Origin of the sequence: Achromobacter sp. UBA2119 (assembly GCF_002331005.1) — a bacterium.
GTDB lineage: Bacteria > Pseudomonadota > Gammaproteobacteria > Burkholderiales > Burkholderiaceae_B > Achromobacter > Achromobacter animicus.
Window position 1 is genome coordinate 15,511 of the sequence record NZ_DCYD01000006.1, and the last position, 20,574, is coordinate 36,084.

The 20,574-nt window shown below is 65.6% G+C and carries 17 protein-coding genes; 7 read left to right on the forward strand and 10 right to left on the reverse strand.

Annotation, left to right across the window (positions count from 1 at the left end; translation table 11 throughout):
* The first annotated feature begins 57 nt into the window (after positions 1–57).
* Entirely contained in the window at positions 58–2,913 is a 2,856-nt protein-coding gene (gene uvrA, locus B3098_RS03365; RefSeq protein WP_239216363.1) for an excinuclease ABC subunit UvrA, read from the forward strand.
* Between the two features lie 31 nt (positions 2,914–2,944).
* Entirely contained in the window at positions 2,945–3,607 is a 663-nt protein-coding gene (locus B3098_RS03370; protein WP_286890867.1) for a glutathione S-transferase family protein, read from the forward strand.
* A gap of 10 nt (positions 3,608–3,617) precedes the next feature.
* Here the strand turns inward: B3098_RS03370 and B3098_RS03375 are convergent, their stop codons facing one another.
* The 3 genes from B3098_RS03375 to B3098_RS03385 are packed head-to-tail and all read right to left on the reverse strand — an operon-like array spanning position 3,618 to position 6,484.
* On the reverse strand, positions 3,618–4,745 hold the full coding sequence (locus tag B3098_RS03375; protein WP_175124767.1) for a deoxyguanosinetriphosphate triphosphohydrolase: 1,128 nt from the start codon (positions 4,743–4,745) through the stop codon (positions 3,618–3,620).
* Between the two features lie 24 nt (positions 4,746–4,769).
* Complete coding sequence (gene aroB / locus B3098_RS03380) at positions 4,770–5,846, reverse strand: 3-dehydroquinate synthase (RefSeq protein ID WP_286890871.1); 1,077 nt, start codon at positions 5,844–5,846, stop codon at positions 4,770–4,772.
* A complete protein-coding gene (locus tag B3098_RS03385; RefSeq protein ID WP_175124769.1) occupies positions 5,843–6,484 on the reverse strand; it encodes a shikimate kinase in 642 nt (213 codons plus the stop codon). The genes aroB and B3098_RS03385 overlap by 4 nt, the downstream gene beginning before the upstream one ends.
* Positions 6,485–6,597: 113 nt before the next feature.
* Here B3098_RS03385 and B3098_RS03390 point away from each other — a divergent pair, with 113 nt between their 5' ends.
* Entirely contained in the window at positions 6,598–9,045 is a 2,448-nt protein-coding gene (locus tag B3098_RS03390; RefSeq protein ID WP_175124770.1) for a penicillin-binding protein 1A, read from the forward strand.
* Positions 9,046–9,078: 33 nt separating this feature from the next.
* Here the strand turns inward: B3098_RS03390 and cyaY are convergent, their stop codons facing one another.
* Complete coding sequence (gene cyaY / locus B3098_RS03395) at positions 9,079–9,408, reverse strand: iron donor protein CyaY (RefSeq protein ID WP_175124771.1); 330 nt, start codon at positions 9,406–9,408, stop codon at positions 9,079–9,081.
* A 55-nt stretch (positions 9,409–9,463) separates the two neighbouring features.
* On the opposite strand from cyaY, the gene lptM reads away from it, so the two are divergent.
* Both lptM and lysA read left to right on the forward strand, forming a co-directional pair.
* Positions 9,464–9,631, forward strand: a complete 168-nt coding sequence (gene lptM, locus B3098_RS03400) for an LPS translocon maturation chaperone LptM (protein ID WP_286890876.1) — start codon at positions 9,464–9,466, stop codon at positions 9,629–9,631.
* Positions 9,628–10,920 (forward strand): diaminopimelate decarboxylase, encoded by a 1,293-nt coding sequence (gene lysA, locus B3098_RS03405; protein ID WP_286890878.1) that lies wholly within the window; start codon positions 9,628–9,630, stop codon positions 10,918–10,920. The genes lptM and lysA overlap by 4 nt, the downstream gene beginning before the upstream one ends.
* 70 nt (positions 10,921–10,990) lie before the next feature.
* Here lysA and ccsB read toward each other — a convergent pair whose 3' ends face one another.
* From ccsB to B3098_RS03420, 3 genes are all read right to left on the reverse strand, one after another.
* Positions 10,991–12,337, reverse strand: a complete 1,347-nt coding sequence (ccsB, locus tag B3098_RS03410; protein ID WP_175136918.1) for a c-type cytochrome biogenesis protein CcsB — start codon at positions 12,335–12,337, stop codon at positions 10,991–10,993.
* 8 nt (positions 12,338–12,345) lie between these two features.
* Positions 12,346–14,427 (reverse strand): cytochrome c biogenesis protein ResB, encoded by a 2,082-nt coding sequence (locus B3098_RS03415; protein ID WP_286890882.1) that lies wholly within the window; start codon positions 14,425–14,427, stop codon positions 12,346–12,348.
* Between the two features lie 119 nt (positions 14,428–14,546).
* Positions 14,547–15,248 (reverse strand): c-type cytochrome, encoded by a 702-nt coding sequence (locus B3098_RS03420; RefSeq protein WP_175124857.1) that lies wholly within the window; start codon positions 15,246–15,248, stop codon positions 14,547–14,549.
* Between the two features lie 264 nt (positions 15,249–15,512).
* Here B3098_RS03420 and yihA point away from each other — a divergent pair, with 264 nt between their 5' ends.
* Positions 15,513–16,136, forward strand: coding sequence for a ribosome biogenesis GTP-binding protein YihA/YsxC (gene yihA, locus B3098_RS03425; protein WP_279971524.1), 624 nt, complete (start codon positions 15,513–15,515; stop codon positions 16,134–16,136).
* On the forward strand, positions 16,133–17,149 hold the full coding sequence (gene hemB, locus B3098_RS03430; RefSeq protein WP_239216356.1) for a porphobilinogen synthase: 1,017 nt from the start codon (positions 16,133–16,135) through the stop codon (positions 17,147–17,149). Before yihA ends, hemB begins: the two co-directional genes overlap by 4 nt.
* A gap of 79 nt (positions 17,150–17,228) precedes the next feature.
* Here the strand turns inward: hemB and B3098_RS03435 are convergent, their stop codons facing one another.
* The 3 genes from B3098_RS03435 to cutA all read right to left on the reverse strand — a co-directional run bounded on the left by B3098_RS03435 (position 17,229) and on the right by cutA (position 20,558).
* Positions 17,229–18,110 carry a DMT family transporter gene (locus B3098_RS03435; RefSeq protein ID WP_286891781.1) on the reverse strand — a complete coding sequence of 294 codons (882 nt, stop codon included), beginning with the start codon at positions 18,108–18,110 and terminating at the stop codon, positions 17,229–17,231.
* 205 nt (positions 18,111–18,315) lie between these two features.
* Positions 18,316–20,211: a protein-disulfide reductase DsbD gene (dsbD, locus tag B3098_RS03440; protein WP_414631258.1), complete on the reverse strand. Its 1,896-nt coding sequence runs from the start codon at positions 20,209–20,211 to the stop codon at positions 18,316–18,318.
* Positions 20,211–20,558, reverse strand: coding sequence for a divalent-cation tolerance protein CutA (gene cutA / locus B3098_RS03445; protein WP_279971520.1), 348 nt, complete (start codon positions 20,556–20,558; stop codon positions 20,211–20,213). The genes dsbD and cutA overlap by 1 nt, the downstream gene beginning before the upstream one ends.
* Positions 20,559–20,574: the final 16 nt, after the last annotated feature.

Here is a 20,574-nt window from a genome sequence, read left to right on the forward strand (position 1 = left end):
GGGTGCGCGGGATCAAAGGCGTCATCGACGACGCAACTGGACGTTACCCATACCGACGTGACCATACGCATCCGGGGTGCTCGCACCCACAATCTCAAGAACGTCTCGCTGGACCTGCCGCGCCACAAGCTGGTGGTCGTCACTGGCCTGTCCGGGTCCGGCAAATCCTCGCTGGCATTCGACACGCTGTACGCGGAAGGCCAGCGGCGCTACGTGGAAAGCCTTTCGGCCTATGCCCGCCAGTTCCTGCAACTGATGGACAAGCCGGATGTGGATCTCATCGAGGGCCTGTCTCCGGCCATCTCGATCGAACAGAAGGCCGCGGGACACAACCCGCGCTCCACGGTCGGCACCATCACCGAAATCCACGACTACCTGCGCCTGCTCTACGCGCGCGTCGGCACGCCCTACTGCCCCGACCACGGCCTGCCGCTGCAGGCCCAGAGCGTCAGCCAGATGGTGGACGCCGTGCTGGGTTGGACGCCCGAGACGCGGCTGGCGGTGCTGGCGCCCATTGCGCGCGGCAAGAAAGGCAGCTTCGAGGACGAATGCGCCAGCCTGCAGGCGCAGGGCTACGTTCGTCTGCGCGTCGATGGCCAATTGGTGGAAATCGACGGCATGGCGCCGCTGAAGAAGACCGAGAAGCACGATATCGACGTCGTCATCGACCGCCTGCGCATCAAGCCCGAAAGCAAGCAGCGCCTGGCCGAAAGCTTCGAGACGGCACTGCAGCTCGCCGAAGGCCGCGCCCTGGCGCTGGACATGGACAGCGAGCGCGAACAGGTCTTCTCCAGCCGCTACGCCTGCCCGGTGTGCAGCCACAGCCTGCCCGAACTCGAACCGCGCCTGTTCAGCTTCAACAATCCGATGGGCGCCTGCCCCAGTTGCGACGGCATCGGACAGGTCGGCTTCTTCGATCCCAAGCGGGTCGTCGCCTTTCCGGAACTCAGCCTGGCCGCCGGCGCGATCCGCGGCTGGGATCGCCGCAATGCCTTCACCCACTCGCTGCTGACCAGCCTGGCCGCGCATTACGAATTCGACATCGAGGCGCCTTTTGAAGACCTGCCCGAAGCGTTGCGCGACAAGGTCCTGTACGGATCCGGCGAGGAAGAGATCTCGTTCCTGTACTTGAACGAAAAAGGCCGCAGCACCGTCAAGCGCCACACCTTCGAGGGCGTCATCCCGAACCTGGAGCGCCGCTGGCGCGAAACGGACTCGGCGACGGTGCGCGAGGAACTGGGCAAGTACCGCAACATCAAGACCTGCCCCGACTGCGCCGGCTCGCGCCTGCGCCCCGAAGCGCGCAATGTGCTGATCGGCCATGACCCGCGCGGCGGCGAACGCCACGGCCAGGCCATCTACGAAGTCGAGGCCATGCCGCTGTCCAGCTGCCTGGACTGGTTCCGCAACCTGAACCTGACGGGCGCCAAGCAGGAGATCGCGCAGCGCATCGTGCGCGAGATCGAGGCCCGGCTGAGCTTCCTGAACAACGTCGGCCTGAACTACCTGTCGCTGGACCGCAGCGCGGACACGATCTCCGGCGGCGAGGCGCAGCGCATCCGGCTGGCCAGCCAGATCGGCTCGGGCCTGACGGGCGTGATGTACGTGCTGGACGAGCCCTCCATTGGTCTGCACCAGCGCGACAACGACCGCCTGATCGGCACGCTGCAGCACCTGCGCGATCTCGGCAACAGCGTCATTGTGGTCGAACATGACGAGGACATGATCCGCATGGCCGACTGGGTCGTGGACATGGGACCGGGCGCGGGCGAGCACGGCGGCGAAGTCGTCGCTCAAGGCGATCCCGAGACCGTGCAGCGCGATCCCAATTCGCTGACCGGCCAATACCTGAGCGGCGCGCGCGCCATCGCCATCCCGAAGCGCCGCCCCGTCGACGACGAACTGCCGTGGCTGACGCTCACCGGCGCCACCGGCAACAACCTCAAGAACGTCGACCTGCACGTGCCCGCCGGCCGCCTAGTCTGCGTGACCGGCGTGTCCGGTTCGGGCAAGTCCACGCTCATCAACGACACCCTGGCGGTGGCCGTGTCGCGCCAGCTGCATCACGCGCAGAGCGAGCCCGCCCCCTACGTGTCGATGCAGGGGCTGGAGAACTTCGACAAGATCATCAGCGTGGATCAAAGCCCCATCGGGCGCACGCCGCGCAGCAATCCCGCCACGTACACGGGGCTGTTCACGCCGATCCGCGAACTCTTCGCCGGCGTGCCTGAAGCGCGCACGCGCGGCTATGACCCGGGGCGGTTCAGTTTCAACGTGAAGGGCGGCCGCTGCGAAGCCTGCCAGGGCGACGGCGTGGTCAAGGTCGAGATGCACTTTCTGCCCGACATGTACGTGCCCTGCGACGTCTGTCACGGCAAGCGCTACAACCGCGAGACGCTCGAAATCCGCTACCGCGGCCGCAACATCAGCGAAGTGCTGGACCTGACGGTGGAGCAGGCGCTCGAATATTTCGAATCGGTGCCCGCCATCTCGCGCAAGCTGCATACGCTGATCGACGTGGGTCTGTCGTACATCCGCCTGGGGCAAAGCGCGACCACGCTGTCCGGCGGCGAGGCGCAGCGCGTGAAGCTTTCGCAGGAGCTGTCGCGCCGCAGCACCGGGCGCACGCTGTACATCCTGGACGAGCCGACGACCGGCCTGCATTTCCGCGACATCGAACTGCTGCTTCAGGTGCTCAATCAGTTGGTGGACGCCGGCAACACGGTGCTCATCATCGAGCACAACCTGGACGTCATCAAGACGGCCGACTGGCTTATCGACATGGGTCCTGAAGGCGGCGACGGCGGCGGCAGGGTCGTGGCGCAAGGCACGCCGGAAATCGTGGCAGCAACGCAGGCCAGCCATACCGGCCAGTATCTGGGCAAGCTTTTGCGCCGCAAGCCGGGCGACTGAACACCCCCACTCCATCCAATGGAAAGCCAGCATGTACACCCTGATCATCGGCAACAAGAACTACTCGTCCTGGTCCATGCGTCCGTGGATCGCGCTGCGCGCCGCGGGCATTGCGTTCACGGAGCAGAAGGTCGGCCTGTTCACCGAGGAGTTTTCCAAGCGTGTCGCGGCGGTGTCGCCTGCCGGCCTGGTGCCCGTGCTGCTGGACGGCGATTTCGCCGTGTGGGACTCGCTGGCCATCTGCGAGTACGCCGCCGAGCGTCATCCGGAGGCCGCCTTGTGGCCGAAAGATGCCAAGGCCCGTGCCCGCGCGCGTTCGTTGGCCGCGCAGATGCACAGCGGTTTCGGCGCGCTGCGCCAAGCCATGCCGATGAATGTCGAAGCCGATTTGCCGGGCATCGACTTCCCCGAAGCGGCGCTCGCGGACGTCGCGCGCGTGCAGGCCATCTGGCAGGAAACGCGTGTGCAGTTCGGCCAGGGCGGCCCTTTCTTGTTTGGCGGGTTCTCCATTGCCGACGCCTTCTTTGCGCCGGTGGTCTCGCGTTTCAAGACCTACAACATCGCCGCGGCAGGTCCGGTGCGCGAGTACATGGATGCTGTGCTGGCGCTGCCGGCTATGCAGGAATGGACGCGGGACGCGCTGGCCGAAGCGACCTTCGTCGAGGCCGACGAGCCCTACCGCAAGCGCCGCTGACAGCGGAACCCTACGCCATGTCGAACAGCCGCTTGTGTTCGCGGATGGCGTAGCGGTCGGTCATACCGGCGATGTAGTCCGAAATGGCACGCGCCTGTTCGTTGAACTGCGCGCGCCGGTAATCGGGCGGCAGCAGACGCGGATCATCCAGGAACACCGCAAACAGCTCGCGCACGATGCGCCGCGCCTTGCGCGTCATGCGCAGCACGCGATAGTGGCGGTACAGGTTGTCGAACAGGAATTTCTTCAGCGTGTCGGCTTCGCGGCGGATCTCGTCGGAAAACCCCGCCAGCGGCGGCGAGCGGCGCACGTCGTCCGCGCTGGCCGGCGCCGCGTCGCGGATGCGCGCCAGCGACGTGTGGGTCAGGTCGACGATCAGCGTGTTGATCATGCGGCGTATCGTTTCAGCGACTGCGCGCCGCGGCGCCAGACCGGGATAGCGGTCCACCACGTACGCATGGTGGCGCTCGAAGATCGACACTTCCTTCAACTGATCCAGCGTGATGAGCCCGGACCGCAGGCCGTCGTCTACATCGTGGTTGTTATAGGCGATCTCGTCGGCCAGGTTGGCAAGCTGCGCCTCCAGCGACGGCTGCGTACGGTTCAGAAACCGTTCGCCGACATCTCCCAGCACCCGTGCATGGGCCACGGAGCAATGCTTGAGAATGCCCTCGCGCGTCTCGAAGCACAGGTTCAAGCCATTGAAGTCGGCATAGCGCTCTTCAAGCTCATCCACCACCCGCAGGCTTTGCAGGTTGTGTTCAAAGCCCCCCGCCTCCGGCGCCAGTTCGCGCATGCAGGCGTTCAGCTCGTCCTGGCCGGCATGGCCGAACGGCGTGTGCCCCAGGTCGTGGGCCAGAGAAATGGCTTCGGTCAGGTCTTCGGACAGCCCCATGCTGCGCGCCAGCGTGCGCGCGATCTGCGCCACTTCCAGGCTGTGCGTGAGGCGTGTGCGGAATAGATCACCCTCGTGATTGACGAAGACCTGCGTCTTGTATTCCAGCCGCCGGAAGGCGCTGGAATGGACGATGCGATCCCGGTCGCGCTGGAATTCCGTGCGGTTCTCGGGTGGCGGCTCGGCATGCGCCCGGCCGCGCGATCGGGACGGGTGAGAAGCATAGGAAGCCAGTTCATTCATCTGCAACACCGTCCTTCACTGCGTTTACTGGGTGGTTCGTGCCAGCACGGCGCGCACCGCGTCGTCGGGAGCCGGCCGCATCAGGGCTTCACCGATGCGTGTCATGAGCACGTAGCGGATCGAGCCGCCTTCGGTCTTCTTGTCCACCTGCATCAGGTCCAACCAACGGTCGGCGCCCAGGTCCGGCGCGACGGTCGGGCAGCCGATGGCCTGGACCAGCGCGCGAACGCGTTCGACGTCGGCGGGATCAAAGCCGGCCACATCGGCCGACAGCTCAGCGGCTTGCACCATGCCGCAGCCCACGGCCTCGCCATGCAGCCAGGCGCCGTAGCCCAGGCCCGATTCGATGGCATGGCCGAATGTATGTCCCAGGTTCAGGATGGCGCGCAGCCCGGATTCCCGCTCGTCCTTGCCCACCAGCTGCGCCTTCAGCTCGCACGAGCGGCGGATGGCATACGTGACGGCCTCGGGGTCCAGGGCGCGCAGTTTTTGCGCATTGTCCTCGCACCAGCGCCAGAATTCCGGATCCAGGATGAGGCCGTATTTGATGACCTCGGCCAAGCCTGCCGAGACCTCGCGCGCCGGCAGGGTGCCCAGCACGTCGGTATCGATCTCGACCGCGATCGGCTGGTAGAAGGCGCCGATCATGTTCTTGCCCAGCGGGTGGTTCACGGCCGTCTTGCCGCCCACCGAGGAGTCGACCTGCGCCAGCAGCGTGGTGGGCACCTGCAGGAAACGCACGCCGCGCATGTACACGGCCGCGGCAAAACCGGTCATGTCGCCGATGACGCCGCCGCCCAGCGCCACCAGGACGCAGCGCCGGTCCAGGCGATTGCCCAACAGCGCGTCGAAGATCAGGTTGAGCGACTGCCAGTCCTTATAGGCCTCGCCGTCGGGCAGCTCGATGCGCAGCACCCGCTTGCCCGTGCGCGCCAGCGCGGCTTCGGCGCGTTCGGCATACAGGGCCGCCACGGTCGGATTGGTGACGACCGCAATCGCGGTGGCGTCCGCGGGAATGCATTGATCCAGGGAGTCCAGACGGCCCGGTCCGATGTGGATCGGATAGCTTCCGCCCGGAGTTTCAACGTCAACAACGTTCATATGCGCTTCTCGAATGCTTGTAATTGCGGCAGCAGCGCCTTGACCAGGGTGTGGATGGGCATTGACCCCGTTTCCACCACCAGGTCGGCGACTTCCTTGTATAGGGGCTCGCGCCGGGTCATCAGGTCGCGAAGGGTGCCGCGCGGGTCGGCGGTGGCCAGGAGGGGCCGGTTGCGGTCGCGGCAGGTCCGGCGGAACAATTCGTCCACGCTGGCGCGCAGATAGACGACGATGCCGCGCTCGTGCAGAAGCTGCCGGTTCCCGGCGTCCAGGATGGCGCCGCCGCCCGTTGCAAGAATTATGTTGCGCCGTTGGGTACACTCTTCCAAGGCGGCGGACTCTCGGCGACGAAAACCGGCTTCGCCCTCGATTTCGAAGATTACCGGCACCCGCACGCCGCAACGCGCCTCGAGCTCATGATCCAGATCCATAAAGTCGCGCCCCAGCGCGCGCGCCAGGCTACGGCCTATGGTTGTCTTGCCCGCGCCCATCATTCCGACCAAAAATACCGGCAGGTCGTGCGGCAACGACGCGGTCTTGCCCGTGCACTCGACGGCGCAGGGCTGGCTTTCAGGCGCGGCGTCGGCACGCGCCGGGTCCGGGGCTGCCTCCGGACATGAGTTAGCGGCAAAGTTCATGGCGGCATTATCACATTTGCCGCAGTTGCCCGCGCACCACACTGACCTATTTTGTTACAGAAACCGATCCGCCACGATGAGGCGGGACCGGAGATACCCGTAAAATCGCCGCGATGAGCAAGCCCCAGAATTCCTCCAAGAAAGACAAGCCCGCCAGCAGCGGCTCCCCGATACTGCGGTTCTTCGTTAAAACCGGCATCCTTTTCGCCGGCCTGTTCCTGTGCGGCGTCCTGCTCGCGGGCATGGCGCTGGCGCTCGCGTGGCCCAACCTGCCCGACCTGAACGCCATGACGGACTACCGTCCGCGGGTGCCGCTGCGCGTGTACACCGCAGACCGCGTCCTCATCGGCGAGTTCGGCGAAGAACGCCGCAACGTGCTGCGCTTCAACGAAATCCCGGACGTCATGAAATCGGCGGTCCTGGCGGCCGAGGACGACCGCTTCTACCAGCATGGCGGGATCGACTGGATGGGCGTGGTGCGGGCCGGCCTGACCAACCTGATCAACATGTCCAAGACGCAGGGCGCCAGCACGATCACGATGCAGGTCGCGCGCAACTTCTACCTGTCGTCAGAAAAGACCTATTCACGCAAGTTCTACGAACTGCTGCTGACCTTCAAGATTGAATCCGAGCTCACCAAGGACCAGATCCTCGAGCTCTACATGAACCAGATCTACCTGGGTCATCGCGCTTACGGATTTGCGGCCGCGTCGCGCACGTATTTCGGCAAGCCGCTGTCCGAAATCACGCCGGCCGAAGCCGCCATGCTGGCCGGCATCCCCAAGGCCCCCTCGCGCTTCAACCCCATTGCCAACCGCCCCCGCGCCGAACTCCGCCAGCGCTACGTGCTGGGCCGCATGCACTCGCTGGGCTACCTGACCGAACCCGAATACAAGCAGGCGATGGCGCAGCCCATCGTCATGAAGTCCGCCGAAGGCACCCCGGCCGGCGGCTATTCCATCCATGGCGAATACGTGGCCGAACTGGCGCGCCAGCTCCTCTACAACGTGTACCAGGACAACGTGTATTCGCGCGGCATCAACATCTACACGACCGTGCAGTCCAAGGACCAGGAAGCCGCGTACCGCGCCGTGCGCGAAGGCGTGCTGGAATACACGCGCCGCGCGCCCTACCCCGGCCCGGAGGAACAGCTGGACCTGCCCGCCGGCACCGAGAACAACCCCGCCGCGCTGGACGAGTTCCTGGACGGCGTGTTCGACAAGTTCCCGGACAGCGGCGACCTGCTGACCGCGGTCGTGCTGTCGGCCAGCCCCACCGAAGTGAAGCTGGCGCGCAGCTCGCGCGAAGTCATCACCGTGACGGACAAGAAGGTGCTGGGTGTCGTGGCTCGCGCGCTGAACGACAAGGCCAAGCCCGAACAGCGCATCAAGCGCGGCTCCGTGGTCTACATCCGCAAGTTTGGCGACAACTGGGAAATCATCAACCTGCCGTCGGTGCAGGCAGCCTTCGTCGCACTGTCGCCGCAGGACGGCGCCATCCGTGCCATGGTCGGCGGCTTCGATTTCTACCGCGGCAACTTCAACCGCGTGACACAGGCATGGCGCCAGCCGGGCTCGAACATCAAGCCCTTCATCTACGCCGCCTCGCTGGAACGCGGCCTGACGCCGGGCACGCAGATCTCGGACCAGCCGTTCGAACTGACCGCCGCGCAAACCGGCTCGAAGGCCTGGAATCCCAAGAACTACGGGAACCAGTACGAGCCCATGCTGACGCTGCGCCAAGGCCTGTACAAGTCCAAGAACATGGTGTCGATCCGCATCCTGCAGGCCATCGGCCCGCAGTACGCGCAGGATTACCTGACCCGCTTCGGCTTTGACAAGGCGCGCCAGCCCGCCGTGCTGCCGCTGGCGCTGGGCGCAGGTTCGGTCACGCCGCTGCAACTGGCCGGCGCCTTCTCGGTGTTCGCCAACGGCGGCTACCGCGTCACGCCTTATCTCATCGACCGTGTCACCGACAGCAGCGGCAAGGTCATCATGCAATCCAAGCCGGTTGTGGCCGGCGACGCGGCAGCCCGCGCCATCGACCCGCGCACCGCCTGGGTCATGGACGACATCCTGCGCGGCGTCACCACGTACGGCACCGCGGCGCGCGCCCGGGCGCTCCTCAAGCGCGGCGACATCGCCGGCAAGACGGGCACGACCAACGAATCCGTGGACGCCTGGTTCTCGGGCTACACGCCGACGCTGGCGGCAACCGCCTGGCTGGGCTTTGACCAGCCCAAGTCGCTGGGTTCGCGCGAAACCGGCGGTGGCGTCGCCATGCCGATCTGGGTGGACTACATGCAGAGCGTGCTGAAGGGCGTGCCGGAAGAAAAGCAGCGTCCGCGTCCGGACGGCCTACTCGTCGAGAACGGCGAGTTCTACTTCTCGGAGTTTCCGCCGGGACAGGCCGTGGCGCGCCTCGGACTGCCCGAAGCCGACACGCTGGGTGAATTCCTGAATGGCCTGAGCAGCAGCTCCAGCGAGGACACCCGGATCAAGGTCGCGCCGGGCGTGGGAACGCAAACCACCACGCCCTGGTCGCAGAAGATTCCTTTCTGATGCAAAAAGGCCGGCCCACTGGGCCGGCCTTTTTTACAGCCGTATCGTCACGGGGACGCCGGCGGCAGCGGAGCAGATCTGAGACAGGGCGTCCGGCAGCTGCGGCCCGCCCCGGGTATCGTTCCAGTGCTGGCCATCAAAGCGGTAGTGGAAGCCGCCGCTGCGTGCGGCGACCCACAGCTCCTGCATGGCGGCCTGGCTGTTCACCACGACGTGGGTGTTGTCCTCGAAAACCATGGTCAGCACATTGCCGCTGCGGCTGGTTTCGACATCGACGTCGAGCGAAGCCGCCCAGTCATCGGCCTGGCTTTCGATGCTGTCCAGCACCTGGTCGATCAACGCAAGAAATTCGGTTTCGGTCATAATCGAGCCTGCAAGAATTACGGAGTTCCCAGTGTTCCAATTGGCATACAGCCGCATGGCTCTTCGCATTGTAGCCACGCTCATGGCGACCGGCATCGTGGCGGCCTGCGGGTACAAGGGGCCGCTCTACATGCCGCCGCCCCCTGAAGGCAGCAAGGCGCCGGCCAGTACGCAGCAGACCGCGCCGCCGGTGCAGATCCCTCCCGCCCCGCCCCTCCCATGACGCCACCGTTCCCCACTCCGCCAGACCTGGCCGGCCATCCCTACTTCCAGTACCGCAATAATGTGTTGTACGCCGAAGATGTGCCGCTTGACCATCTGGCCGAACGGTTGGGAACACCCCTTTACGTCTACTCCCGCGCGGCGCTGAAAGCCGCGTGGCAATCCTATTGCAGCGCCATCGGACCGCGTCCGGTGCTCGTCTGCTATGGCATGAAGGCCAACTCCAATCTGGCCGTGCTCGGCGAATTTGCGCGGTTGGGCGCCGGCTTTGACATCGTGTCCGGCGGCGAACTGCATCGCGCGCTTACCGCCGGCGCCGATGCTTCGCGCATCGTGTTCTCAGGCGTGGGCAAGCAGGCCTGGGAAATGCGCGATGCGCTGCGCGCTGGCGTAAAGTGCTTCAACGTCGAATCGGTCGACGAACTGCACCGCCTATCCGACGTCGCGGCACACATGGGCCTGCGCGCCCCCGTGTCGCTGCGCGTGAACCCGGACGTCGACGCCCGCACGCACCCGTACATCTCGACCGGCCTGAAGGAAAACAAGTTCGGCATCGCCATCGGCGACGCGCTCGAGGCCTACCGCACCGCGCAGTCGCTGCCCGGTCTTCGGATCGTCGGCGTGGACTGCCACATCGGCTCGCAGCTCACCGACATCAGTCCCTACTTCGATGCCCTCGAAAAGCTGCTGGACCTGATCGAAAGCCTGCAACAGGCGGGCATCGCTATCGAACACCTGGACCTGGGCGGTGGACTGGGCATCCGCTACCTGGACGAGACGCCGCCTTCGCCCCGCGCCCTGCTCGACCGCGTTTTTGAACGGTTGAACGCGCGCGGCCAAGGTCATCTGCAACTGGTGCTGGAACCGGGACGCTCGCTCGTCGGCAACGCCGGCGTGCTGCTCACCACCGTCCAGTACATCAAGCACGCCGAAGCCCGCAATTTCGCCATCGTCGACGCAGCCATGAACGACCTGCTGCGCCCGGCGCTCTATGACGCGTTCCATGGCGTGCAGCCGCTGCACCCGCGCGCCGGCGACCCCGCCGAATACGACCTCGTCGGCCCTGTATGCGAAAGCGCCGACTGGCTCGCCAAACAGCGCCTGCTGACCATCCGCCAAGGCGACGTGCTGGCGGTGGAATCGGCCGGCGCCTACGGCATGACCATGGCCAGCAACTACAACTCGCGCGGGCGTCCGGCCGAGGTCATGGTCGACGGCGACAAATACTATGTCGTGCGCCAGCGCGAAACCCTGGCGGACCAGCTTCGCGGCGAATCGCTGCTACCCTGAACGGGCGTCGGCAAAGACAAAGGCCCCTGCATGCAGGGGCCTTCGTTCGTCTGCCGGGATATTTACGGCGTTAAAGCTGGCCGTACGAGTGCAGGCCCGACAGGAACATGTTCACGCCCAGGAACGCAAACCCCGTGATCAACAGGCCTATCAGCGCCCAGTAGGCAGCCATCGCGCCACGCAGGCCCTTGATAAGCCGCATGTGCAGCCAGGCGGCGTAATTCAGCCAGACGATCAGCGCCCAGGTTTCCTTCGGGTCCCACTGCCAGTACGCGCCCCACGCGTCGGCGGCCCACAGCGCCCCCAAAATGGTGGCCACCGTGAAGAAGGCGAACCCGATCGCGATGGCGCGATACATGATGTCGTCCAGCACTTCCAGCGAGGGTAGCGCCTCCGCGATGCGGCGGCGGCCCAGAAGAATGGCGCCCACGATCACCGCGCCCACGCCGAAGTACAGCATCCAGGTGGCCGACAGGCCATCGGTGCGGAACACCATCGGCTCGGCGCATAGCAACACACCCAGGATGAACAGCGGCGCCAGCTTGGCCCACGACGTGGTCTGACCGTGCTGCTTGACCAGGTACGCGAAGCCCACCATCGCCGCCAGCGAGAACGTGCCGTAGCCGATGAAATTGGCGGGCACGTGCAGTTTCATCCACCAGCTTTTTAGCGCGGGCACCAGCGGCTGGATCTGTCCCGCGTCGCGCGTGAACGAATACCAGAGCAGGAACACGACGGCCGAGGTGACCACCAGCATCACGAAGCCGCCCAGCGCGCGCGTGGCGTACTTGCGTTCGTAGTACAGATAGAACAGCGCCGTGATGAGGCAAAACAGCACGAAGACTTCATACAGGTTGCTGACCGGGATATGACCCAGGTCCGGACCCATCAGATGGCCCTCGCGCCAGCGCACGAGCAGACCCGTGACGCCAGCAAACACCGCGCCCCAATTCAGCGCCGTGCCCAGCCAGGCGGCCGTCGGGCTGAAAAGGCCGATCCAGTAGCACACCATCGACAGCGCAAACAGCGCACTCATCCAAAGAATGGCGGACTGCGAGGAAAACAGAAACTTCAGGAAGAACACCTGCTCGGCGCGGGCGAGGTCGGTGCCATAGAGCATCAGCGCCAGGCCCGACGAGATCGCACAGGCGATCATCAGCCGGCGCAGCGGCCGCCACAGCCAGCCTAGCCAGGCCACCGCGGGCACCGTGCCGCACAGGATGATCTTCTCGTAGTAGTCCATCGCGTGCCCGTAGCGGGTCAGCGCGAATCCCGCGCCCGCTGCCAGCAGCAAAAAGAAGACGATGTCGGTCCAGTCGGGCTTGCCGCGTTGCGCGCGGCTGTCGCCGGTTTCGGATAAGGCGTCCTGCCAGAGCGTTTCAGGCGACGGGGGTTGCGTGGTGGTCGTCGTGGACATAAATAACCTCAGGACCCTTTTTTCTGGCGCAGCAGCGCCTGCTTGAAGCGTTCAAACTCTTGATTGAAGTCAAGTGTACGCTTCTGAGACGTCATGGCCGCCAGGACGCTGCTGCCGCCGCCTTGCGGCTTGACCCAGATCCAGACACGACGATCGCGAATGTAGAACATGGAGAACACGCCCAGGACCAGCAGCAGGCTGCCCAGGTAGACCGTGTTTTTGCCCGGCGTGCGGCTGACCTGGAACACGCTGGCCTGCACGTGATTGAAGTCGGCCAGCGACAGGAACACCGGCGCGGGGTAGACGGTCAGGTCGGACAGCGCCGCCACTGCCAGCCGCGACCACACCGCCGCGCGTTCGCCTTCCTGGCCTTCGACGGGGACGGGCGGCTGGCCCGCGCGTTCGCGCGCGATGGCGCGCAATTCGTTCATGCTGGCGCCGATCAGGCGGATCACGACATCGGCCGCGCGCTCAAGATCCTGGGCGGGCGTATTGGCTTGCAGGAAAGACGCAACGGCCTGCAGGCCGCCGGCGGCAAAGGTGTCCAGCGCGCGCTCTGCCGCGGTCTCCAGCGGTTGGCGGTCCGCGCCCGAAGGGCTGTTGCGTTCGGCAAAGCGGCGGGCGGCTTCCTTGCGGGCGGCCGGATCGGCCAGGGTGGCGCGCAGCCGCATGAATTCAGCGATGGTGCTGTCGTCGTCGGCCGGAATGCGCAGATAGCGGAACGGCTCGGACGCGTTGTTGCGCACGCCGGCCAGGAACACGGCCGCGCCGTCCAGCTCGACGGGCAGCATGTAGTTCTGGAATTCGTGCGCCTGGCCCGCATCGTCGATCAGCTTGTACTCGACGCTGGGCCCCACGTTGCGCAGGTTCTCGTTCTTCTTGCCGGCCGCGCTGCCGGCAACCGACGCCACATGATCCGCAAAGCTCTGGTCGGCGCCCTTGGGGTCGCCGCGGGTCAGGTCCTCGACGTTGATGGGACGCATGGCCGTGATCTCGATGCCCATGCTGCGCGGCCCCTTGGCCGTCTGCGCGGTGAGCTCGCTGGTCTTGCCGACGGTACCATCGACCGAGAACGTGGCGTCGTTGGCTCCCACCAGCGGATAACCCTTGAGCGCGACCGTGCTGCCGCCATCGTCAAAGCTGGATTGATAGACCGTCATGCCCTTGAAGCGCAGCGGTTCGTTGACCTCGATGGTGGAATCGAAGGTTTTGCCGGTGTCCGGGTCCGTGACCTCGACTTCGCTGGCGAAGCGGCTGGGCATGCCGGTGGAGTAGTAGTCGACGACGAACTTCTTGAGCTTGAGCGTGAAGGGCATCGGCTGCACCAGGGCGCCGTCGCCCACCATCACGACCGCGGTGCTGGCCTGGCCGCCCTCGGGCACGAGGACGCTCGCGCGAAAGCTCGGATTGTTGACCGACAGGCGCCCGCTGTCCGGCACTTCGGAAATCAGCATGTTGTCGACGATGGGCTGCTTGCCGCCAAACATGACCTGCAGGCGCACCGGCAACTCGCTGTCGAGCAGGCCGCCGATACAGATGATGACCATGGCCGCGTGGGCAAACACATAACCCAGTCGGTTTGCGCTGCCCTTCTTGGCCGCCAGCAGGAGGCCATCCTGGTCCTCGCGCACGCGCACCGCATACCCCATGCGGCCAAGCAGCGCCTTCAAGCCGGTCACGGTCTGCGGCACGCCGGTGGGCTCGTTGGTTTCCACACGGTGCGGAAACGCGCGCAGGCTGCCTTCGCGCACATGCTCGCGGAACGAGCGGGCGTCGCGCAGCATCTTGGGCGCATTGCGGATCAGGCACACCGAGGTCGACACGACCAGAAAGCCCATGATCAGCAGGAACCACCAGCTGTTGTAGACGTGCCAGATGGAGAACTTGTCGAACACTTCAAACCAGAACGGGCCGAACTGGTCGATGTAGTTGTTGGACGAGCGGTTCTGCTGCAGCACCGTTCCCACGAGGCTGGCCACGCAGATGAACATCAGCAGGCTGACGGCAAAACGCATCGAACCCAGAAGTTCAAAGAGATCGCCTGGCAGGCTGCGCAGAGAGGGGCGGGAGTGGGTTCGAGTCGAATTCATGAAAAAAGGGGGGCCGCGCTATCGGCTACCCCCCTCATAGACAGTGCGTGACGGAACGAGGTTCCGGCGCGCGCAAGTTGCATCAACGCGGACCGGCCGCGCACGTTGCGGCCGATCGTTTACCGAAGGCCGGCCGCGTAATCCGACACCGCCTTGATGTCGGCGTCCGACATGCGGTCCGCGATGGCATGCATGACGTCGTTCTTGCGGTCGCCGCTACGGAAAAGCTTCAGTTGCTCTTCGATGTACACGGGGAACTGGCCCGACAGACGGGGGTACTGACCGGGAATCCCGGCGCCATTGGCAGAATGGCATGCCGCGCAAGCCGGGACGTTGCGGTCTGGCAAACCGCCACGCCAGATCTTTTGACCTAGCTCAACCAGGTTCTCATGGCCAGCCGTGGCGGGCTCTTTGAGCGGCTGCGTTGCCAGGTACAGCGCGATGTTCTGCATGTCGGCCGGCGTCAGGTTCTGCACCATGACGGTCATGGGGCTGGGATTGCCGCCCGGGCCGTTGCGAACAGGCGCTTTGGCGCCTTCCTTCACCTTGAAGTCGGCAAGCTGCTTGGCCAGGTATTCGTGCGGCTGCGCGGCCAGGTTCGGGTTCACCGGAATGGTGCTGTTACCCGCCGCGCCGTGACAGGAGGCACAGGCAATGATGCCGCGGGCCGCGTCGCCTTGGTCAAACAGCTGACCGCCCTTGGCGGCATCTGGTTTGGCCGGGCCCGCAGCGCCATTGGCGGCGAAACTCGTAGCAGAGAGGGCGGAGGCGCCGAGCAACAGCCCGCTCGCAACCAACATCCGGGACAGCACACGCTTCATGAAGACCTCGACGATCACATCGATCAAGGCGCAAAAAGGCGCCCACGCCTGCCCGCACTCGCAGTAAAACCGTATCGAACCTGTTTTGCTTGTCCTGCTTGCGATCTTTCTGCGAAGCTGCGTCAGCGCTGCCCGAAAGGGGCTTTTATCGGCTGGATGACAGCTAAACAGTAAGCAAAAAAGACGGCTCCGCGCACGGGGACCACTGTAGCAAACGCCGGATTATACAATAGGGCTCGAAACCAACCGTATCGAAAGCCATCCGTGTCCCTCCTACATCGCGCCTCCTTCCTCACTTCCGCGGCTCGCCTCGACCAGTTGCCGCCCGCCGGCGCTCCCGAGGTCTGCTTTGTCGGCCGCTCCAACGCCGGCAAGTCCACGTCCATCAACGTGCTGTGCAACCAGCGCCGTCTTGCGTTCTCCAGCAAGACGCCGGGCCGCACGCGCCTGATCAACATGTTCGGCCTGCCGGACCCGCTGGACCCGGAAGCCAACATCGGCTATCTGGTCGACCTGCCCGGCTACGGCTATGCGTCCGTGGCCCGCAACGAGAAGGAAAAGTGGGCGGACATCCTGGGCGGCTACCTGCGCGACCGTGAGTCGCTCGTCGGCATCGTGCTGCTCATCGACATCCGCCGCGGCGTGACAGAACTGGACCGGCGTCTGGCGAACTTCATTGCCCCCACCGGCCGCCCGGTGCTGGCGCTGCTGACCAAGGCCGACAAGCTGCCGTACGGTCAGCGCATGCGCACCGTGTTCTCGGTCCGCAAGGATCTGGCCGACATCGGCGCGCTGCATACGATTCCCTTCTCGGCGCCCGAGCGCATCGGCTTGGAAGAAGCCGGCGCCCATATCGAAAATTGGATTTCCCCCAAGGTCGTACCATGAACCCGCAGATCATCACCCCTGAGTTTCCGGTTTCCCGCCCCCGCCGCCTGCGCCGGGACGACTTCACCCGCCGTCTGGTGCGCGAGAACGCACTGACGGTCAATGACCTGATCTACCCCGTCTTCGTCGCTGAAGGCTCCGGCCTGCGGCAGGCTGTGGCCTCGCTGCCCGGCGTGGTCCGCTATTCGCTGGACACGCTGCTGCCCGTGGCCGAGGAATGCGTGGCGCTGGGCATCCCCGTGCTGTCGCTCTTTCCCGCCATCGACCCGTCGCTGAAGACCCCGGACGGCATCGAAGCCACCAACCCCGACGGCCTGATCCCGCGCGTGGTCCGCGAGCTGAAGTCGCGTTTCCCGGAACTGGGCGTGCTGTGCGATGTGGCTCTGGACCCGTACACCAGCCACGGCCAGGACGGCGTCATCGATGCGGACGGCTACGTGGTCAACGAACCCACCGTCGAGATCCTGGTCAAGCAGGCGCTCACGCAGGCTGAAGCCGGCGTCGACATGGTCGCCCCCAGCGACATGATGGACGGCCGCATCGGCGCGGTGCGTCGCGCGCTCGAGGCCAACGGCCACATCCACACGCGCATCATGGCGTATTCGGCCAAGTACGCCAGCGCGTTCTACGGTCCCTTCCGCGATGCCGTGGGCTCGGCCACCAATCTGGGCAAGTCCAACAAGATGGCCTACCAGATGGATCCGGGCAACATCGACGAGGCGCTGCGCGAAGTGGCCGGCGACCTGCAGGAAGGCGCCGACATGGTGATGGTCAAGCCGGGCATGCCTTACCTGGACGTGCTGCGCCGGGTCAAGGACACGTTCCGCGTGCCGACCTTCGCCTACCAGGTCAGCGGCGAATACGCCATGATCAAGGCGGCCGCCGCCAATGGCTGGCTGGATCACGACAAGGTCATGATGGAAGCGCTGCTGGCCTTCAAGCGCGCCGGCGCCGACGGCATCCTGACGTACTTCGCCATCGAAGCGGCCAAGCTGCTGAAAAACCAGCGCTAGAAAGACCTCCGGGCGCGGCGGCTTTGGCCGTCTGCGCTCGGCGCCACCCGCCGGCCAGGACGCCGGCAATCCCCCGCCATCAAGCCTTTGCGGCGGCAGCCCGCGCCGGCTGCGCGCCGCGGCGCAGTCCGAGCCACGTCCCACCCAGCACACAGCCCAGACCGACGACATGCGTCAGCGTGACGTGCTCGTCCAGGAACAGGGCCGCGAACAGCAGCCCGAAGATCGGCAGCCAGTTCACGAACAGCGCGGCGCGGCTGATCCCCAGCCGCGCGATGCCCGCGTTCCACACGATGTTGCTGATACCGGACGCGACCACCGCTGAAAACATCAGCACCGCCCAAGGCCACCACGCCATCTGCCACGTCTCAGTGTGGTACGAGGACGGCGTCAGCGCGGCATGTCCCACCAGCATCACGCCGCCGGCCAGGTACATGTACCAGAGCATCCCCAGCGGATCCATCATGCGTGACATCCGCTGGATGACGAGGCCGCCAAACACGAACACCAGCACGGCCACGAACACCACGGCATCGCCCCAGCCGGTCAACCCGAGCTGCGCGCCGCTACCCACCACCACCATGCCGACGCCCAGGAGGCCAAGCAGCGCGCCGGCAATGCGGGTCGCCGTGAGTTTTTCACGGTAGAAGAGGGCGGCAAGAAAGGCGGACAGCAACGGGCTGGTGGCCATGATCAGCGTGCCGTTGGCCGCCGACGACACCCGCAAACCCGACACCAACGCCACCTGGTGCGCATACACGACCAGAAAGCCGGCAAGCGCCACCCAGCCCAGCTGCGCGCTACCCAACTTCGGGATACGGCCGCCGCGCGCCTTGATGATGAGGGTGACGGTAATGAACGCAATGACGATCCGAACGGCGGCGAGCGCCTGGATGTCCATGTGCTGGGTCAGATACTTGATGGAGACGATGTTCAGGCCCCACGTGGCCATGACGAACATCAATTGAAGATAAATCAGACCGTTCCGGTCCTGACTTGCATCAACGGTGGGGGACGTCACGGCGCCGGCCTGGAGGGAGTGGGATGCGCCGCGCGGGCAGCGAAGCGATCATGGTATATCGCGCCCTTTCTTGATTCAACGCAAGCGTCGTCGCGTTGCGCGCATCAGACGCTGGCGCCCGCCCCGCCGCGAGCGTGCTCGTCCCTCAACGCACGAGCACGCGGTCCAGCGATTCCGTGAAGCGCTTTGCGTCTTGAAAGCCCACTACGCGCGCATCCGCGATTTCCTTACCGCCCGGCTCGAAGAACATGATGCCCGGCGGGCCGAACAGCCGGAAGCGCTTGAGCAGCGCGCGGTCGTCGGCATTGTTCGCGGTCACATCCGCCTGCACCAGCACCATGCCCGCCATGCGCTGCGCGACGCCCGGATCCGTGAAGGTGAAGCGCTCCATTTCGCGGCACGACACGCACCAGTCCGCATAGAAGTCCAGCATCACCGGCCGGGTGCTTTGCGCCAGCAGCGCGTCCAACTCGGCATTGCTGCGCACGCGGGTGAAATGCACCTCGCCCGCGGCGGCGCCGCCGGCAGCCGGTGCTTCGCCGCGCGCGGCCAGGTGCGACAGCGGCTGCAGCACGTCGCGCCCGCCACTGGCCGCACCGACGAGCCACGCCGCGGCCGCTAGGGCAAGCAACAGGCCCAGGCCCTTGCCGAACATGCGTCCGGCGCCCGCGCCTTGCGGCAAGGCGTCGAAGGCGCGCAGCATCACGGCCGACACGACAGCCAGGAACGCCCACCCCGTCATCTGGACCCACGTCGGCACGACGGGAATCAGCATCCACCACGCGGTCGCCAGCAGCAGCATGCCGAACAGCCGCTTGACGCCGTCCATCCACGGTCCGGCCTTGGGCAGCAAGGCGGACGACGACGCGCCCACGATCAACAGCGGCACGCCCATCCCCCATGCCATCGCAAACAGCGCCGATCCGCCCAGGACCACGTCCCCGGTCTGCGAGATATACAGCAAGGCGCCGGCCAGCGGCGCGGCCACGCACGGGCCGACGATCAGCGCCGACAAGGCGCCCATGACCAGGGCGCCGGTGTAGCGTCCGCCCGGTACGCGCGACGAGCGCTCGGACAGCATCGCCTGCACACCCGACGGCATCTGGAACGTGAAGACATCGAACATCGCCAGCGCCAGCACGGTCAGCAGGATGGCAAAGAGGGTCAGGATCCACGGCGTCTGCAACCAGGCCGCAAGGCCCGCGCCGCTCAGGCCGGCAGCCACGCCCAGCGCGGTGTACACCACCGACATGCCCAGCACGTAGGTGGCGGCCAAAGCCAATCCGCGTCCGCGGCTGGGCCGCTCCTGCTGCGCGCCGCCCAGCACGATGGACGACAGGATGGGGATCATGGGCAGCACGCACGGCGTGAAGGCCAGCAACAGGCCCAGCACCAGAAACACGCCAGCCGTCTTGATCCATCCCAGGCCACCCAGCGCGTCGGCCAGGCCCGTGTCTCCGGCATGGACCAGCGCGGACAAGCCGCCGGAAGCCGCTTGCGGCGCCAATGCCCCGCCAAGCCCCGTGCCCGCCACCGTATATCCACCTGCCACGGGCGTGAGCTTCACGGTGCTGTCCATCGGCGGATAGCAAAGGCCGGCATCCGCACAGCCCTGGCCCGTCAGCGTCAGCGTGAACGGCTGTCCGCCGGCTCCCACCGGGACGCGGATCGTCACGTCCTTGTGGAAGACTTCCATGTCCTTTTCAAAGGTCGGGTCGTACTTGACCTCGCCCTTGGGATAAACGGCCTCGCCCAACGTGGTGGCATCGGCGGGGCTGATGGCAATGGCGAAGCGCTCGCGGTACATGTAATAGCCGGGCGCGACCTTGTAGTGCAGCTCCAGCGTGTCCGCGGACGCCATGTTGGCGCTGAACACGAACGCCTTTTCAGGCTCCAGGAACTCGGTATCCGCGCGCGCGGCAGCCTGCCATCCGAACAGCAGGATGGCCATCGCCAGCAGCATCAGACAGTGCCTGAAAAAGGGGGAGGTCGCGCTCTCGGCGCGTCCGCGCGCGCCGATCGTACCGGCAAGTTGCAACATCAGTTTCTCTTGTTCTGCGTAAGGGCCGTCTGCTCGCGCACCCAGTCCAGGTATGGCGCTGCGCCGGCGATGACCGGCAGCACGATGATCTCGGGGACGTCGTAGGGATGCATTTTCGACAAGGCCTGCACGACGGCGGCATGCCGCGCGTAGGTCGTCTTGATCTGGATGGGGATTTCTTCCGTCCCTTCGACCTCTCCGTTCCACAGGTAGATGGACAACCCGGGCGCGCCGAGGTTCACGCACGCGGCCAGTCCGTCTTCGACGAGCACGTGCGCAATGCGCTTGGCCAGCAACAGGTCCGGCGCATTGCTGATGACCAGCACGACGTCGTCATCGCGCAACATGGAGCCTCCTTGGGAT

Excerpts from the sequence above, each read along its gene's own strand:
- B3098_RS03385 (WP_175124769.1), bottom strand. The coding sequence starts at position 6,484 with ATGAACTTTGCCGCTAACTCATGTCCGGAGGCAGCCCCGGACCCGGCG.
- B3098_RS03435 (WP_286891781.1), bottom strand. The coding sequence starts at position 18,110 with ATGTTCGTCATGGCCACGTGGGGCCTGAACATCGTCTCCATCAAGTAT.
- B3098_RS03390 (WP_175124770.1), top strand. The coding sequence starts at position 6,598 with ATGAGCAAGCCCCAGAATTCCTCCAAGAAAGACAAGCCCGCCAGCAGC.
- lysA (WP_286890878.1), top strand. The coding sequence starts at position 9,628 with ATGACGCCACCGTTCCCCACTCCGCCAGACCTGGCCGGCCATCCCTAC.
- cutA (WP_279971520.1), bottom strand. The coding sequence starts at position 20,558 with ATGTTGCGCGATGACGACGTCGTGCTGGTCATCAGCAATGCGCCGGAC.
- ccsB (WP_175136918.1), bottom strand. The coding sequence starts at position 12,337 with ATGTCCACGACGACCACCACGCAACCCCCGTCGCCTGAAACGCTCTGG.
- hemB (WP_239216356.1), top strand. The coding sequence starts at position 16,133 with ATGAACCCGCAGATCATCACCCCTGAGTTTCCGGTTTCCCGCCCCCGC.
- cyaY (WP_175124771.1), bottom strand. The coding sequence starts at position 9,408 with ATGACCGAAACCGAATTTCTTGCGTTGATCGACCAGGTGCTGGACAGC.
- B3098_RS03420 (WP_175124857.1), bottom strand. The coding sequence starts at position 15,248 with ATGAAGCGTGTGCTGTCCCGGATGTTGGTTGCGAGCGGGCTGTTGCTC.
- B3098_RS03415 (WP_286890882.1), bottom strand. The coding sequence starts at position 14,427 with ATGAATTCGACTCGAACCCACTCCCGCCCCTCTCTGCGCAGCCTGCCA.
- aroB (WP_286890871.1), bottom strand. The coding sequence starts at position 5,846 with ATGAACGTTGTTGACGTTGAAACTCCGGGCGGAAGCTATCCGATCCAC.
- B3098_RS03370 (WP_286890867.1), top strand. The coding sequence starts at position 2,945 with ATGTACACCCTGATCATCGGCAACAAGAACTACTCGTCCTGGTCCATG.
- dsbD (WP_414631258.1), bottom strand. The coding sequence starts at position 20,211 with ATGTTGCAACTTGCCGGTACGATCGGCGCGCGCGGACGCGCCGAGAGC.
- B3098_RS03375 (WP_175124767.1), bottom strand. The coding sequence starts at position 4,745 with ATGAATGAACTGGCTTCCTATGCTTCTCACCCGTCCCGATCGCGCGGC.
- lptM (WP_286890876.1), top strand. The coding sequence starts at position 9,464 with ATGGCTCTTCGCATTGTAGCCACGCTCATGGCGACCGGCATCGTGGCG.